The sequence below is a fragment of the Kitasatospora sp. NPDC057223 genome (assembly GCF_042669755.1).
GTDB lineage: Bacteria > Actinomycetota > Actinomycetes > Streptomycetales > Streptomycetaceae > Kitasatospora.
Genome location: NZ_JBHUWW010000292.1, coordinates 1 through 2,212, shown reverse-complemented (window position 1 = coordinate 2,212; position 2,212 = coordinate 1). Strand labels below are relative to the sequence as shown.

Sequence of the window (2,212 nt, the reverse complement as noted above, 5' to 3'; positions counted from 1 at the left end):
GCCCCGGCCCTTCGCGGGCCGGGGCCGCCGTCGATTTCACGGTTGACTGCCGGTGCGGTTAGACTCGTGAGACTGCTCGGCGAGGGATGTCGTGTGCCCGTTCCGCGGGTGTGCGCTCCGTGATCGACGCGCTGCTCAGGCCGGATTCCGGTCTGTTGGCAGAGCTCGTAAGCCGCCGAGTGCCCCCCAATCTGTGGGTGTGGTTCCGGCGGTTTTTTCGCGTTGCCTGCACCCCCGCGCCAGTTCTTTTACGAGGAGTGCAGTCGTGTCCGAGATCCGCCTTGACGCCGAGACCCGTACCGAGTTCGGCAAGGGTGCCGCCCGTCGTGCCCGCCGCGCCGGCTTCGTCCCCGGTGTCGTCTATGGCCACGGCCTGGCCCCGGTGCACCTGAACCTCCCGAGCCACGCGCTCATGATGGCCCTCAAGACCTCGAACGCGCTGCTGGTCGTCCCGATCGACGGCAAGGACGAGTTCGTCCTGCCGAAGGCCGTCCAGCGCGAGGCCATCAAGCGCACCATCGAGCACGTCGACCTGCTGCTCGTGAAGCGCGGCGAGAAGGTCACCGTCGAGATCCCGGTCATCGCCGAGGGCGAGCTGGCCCCCGGTGGCAACCTGCTCGAGCACGTGCTGAACTCGCTGCCCGTCGAGGCCGAGGCCACCCACCTGCCCGAGTCGGTCACCGTCTCCGTCGAGGGCCTGGAGGCCGGCGCCTCCATCACCGCCGGTGACATCGTGCTCCCCAAGGGCACCACGCTCGCCGTCGAGGCCGACACCGTCGTCCTCCAGGTCATCGGCGCCCAGGCCTCGCAGGCCGACGCCGACGCGGAGGCCGCTGAGGCCGCCGAGGCCTGAGCCTCACCCCACACCGCTTGATCCGCTGCCCCGGCCCTCCGCTCGTGTGGAGGGCCGGGGCAGCGGTGTGTCCGGGATGATGTGCTGGACGGCACGTTGAGGAGCGTTTGATGAGCGACGACGAGTACACAGGGCCCTGGCTGGTGGCCGGCCTGGGCAATCCGGGGGAGGGCTACGCCCGCAACCGGCACAACATCGGCTTCATGGTGGCGGACCTGCTGGCGCAGCGGATGGGCGCGAAGTTCAAGGCGCACAAGAGCCGGGCGCAGGTCGCCGAGGGCCGGCTGGCCGGGCAGCGGGTGGTGCTGGCGAAGCCGATGACCTTCATGAACCTCTCGGGCGGTCCGATGACCGGCCTGCGGGACTTCTACAAGGCGCCGACCTCCTCGATCATCGCGGTGCACGACGAGCTGGACGTCGACTACGCGGTGCTGCGGCTGAAGCTCGGCGGCGGCGACAACGGCCACAACGGGCTGAAGTCGATGACGAAGTCCCTCGGCCCGGGCTACTACCGGGTGCGCTGCGGGGTGGGCCGCCCGCCCGGCCGGATGGAGGTCGCGGACTTCGTGCTGAAGGACTTCTCCTCGGCGGAGCGCAAGGAGCTGGACTGGTTCGTCGACCGGGCGGCGGACGCGGTCGAGGCGCTGCTGTCGGACGGGCTGGAGCGCGCCCAGTCGACGTACAACTCCTGATCCGGCGTCCGGGGGCGCCCCTGACGTTCCCTCATGTTTCCTGCACGCAACATACGCAACGGTCGTACAACGCTTGGCCGCAGGCGCCTGATCCGGTGTGGGGCGGGTACGGCCGATCGGATACGGTCGGTCGGGTACGCGAAGGGGTCTGGGGAGTGCTCGATGCGGAGTTTGCGGCGTGTGCGGCGGTTGCGTCGCGCACGGATGGTACGGCTGGAGCGGCTCGGCCGACGGGTGGGGGTCGGCGCGGCCGGTGTGCTGGGGGCGGCGGGAGTGCTGCTCTCCGGGGCCGGTGCGGCCCAGGCGGAGGAGGCGGCCGAGGCCGACACGGGAGTGGCCGCCTCGCCGGCGCCGGCCTCGGCCGAGTTCGCGCCGGTGCTGAGCGACTCCGTCGGCGGTGACGCCGGCCTGGTCGCGGTCGGCGGCGGCCTGGTGGTCGTGGCCGGCGGCGCGGCGATGTGGCTGAGGCGGCGCCGCTCGGGAGCGCCCGGGGCGCTCTGACGGCCCGTCGGAGCGAGGACGTGCAACGGCCGTGGGGGCGGGGCCCCGGGGTGCCGGGGGCGGGCCCCCCCGCCCGGGGGGGGGGGCGGGGCCCGGGGCCCCCCCCCCCCCCCGGGGCCCCCCCCCCCCCGCCGCCGGGTCAGTCCGCGAGCGGCAGGTACACCCG

The 2,212-nt window shown here is 72.8% G+C and carries 3 protein-coding genes; all 3 read left to right on the top strand.

What is annotated here, in order from left to right; translation table 11 throughout:
- Positions 1-265: 265 nt before the first annotated feature.
- The 3 genes from ACFUK0_RS40105 to ACFUK0_RS40095 all read left to right on the top strand — a co-directional run bounded on the left by ACFUK0_RS40105 (position 266) and on the right by ACFUK0_RS40095 (position 2,046).
- A complete protein-coding gene (locus ACFUK0_RS40105; protein WP_380259022.1) occupies positions 266-853 on the top strand; it encodes a 50S ribosomal protein L25/general stress protein Ctc in 588 nt (195 codons plus the stop codon).
- A 110-nt stretch (positions 854-963) separates the two neighbouring features.
- Complete coding sequence (gene pth / locus ACFUK0_RS40100) at positions 964-1,545, top strand: aminoacyl-tRNA hydrolase (protein ID WP_380259020.1); 582 nt, start codon at positions 964-966, stop codon at positions 1,543-1,545.
- Between the two features lie 204 nt (positions 1,546-1,749).
- A complete protein-coding gene (locus ACFUK0_RS40095) occupies positions 1,750-2,046 on the top strand; it encodes a hypothetical protein (RefSeq protein ID WP_380259018.1) in 297 nt (98 codons plus the stop codon).
- The last annotated feature ends 166 nt before the right edge of the window (positions 2,047-2,212 follow it).

Bases quoted from the DNA above. Each gene is read 5' to 3' on its own strand.
- ACFUK0_RS40095 (WP_380259018.1), top strand. From the start codon at position 1,750: ATGGTACGGCTGGAGCGGCTCGGCCGACGGGTGGGGGTCGGCGCGGCC.
- pth (WP_380259020.1), top strand. From the start codon at position 964: ATGAGCGACGACGAGTACACAGGGCCCTGGCTGGTGGCCGGCCTGGGC.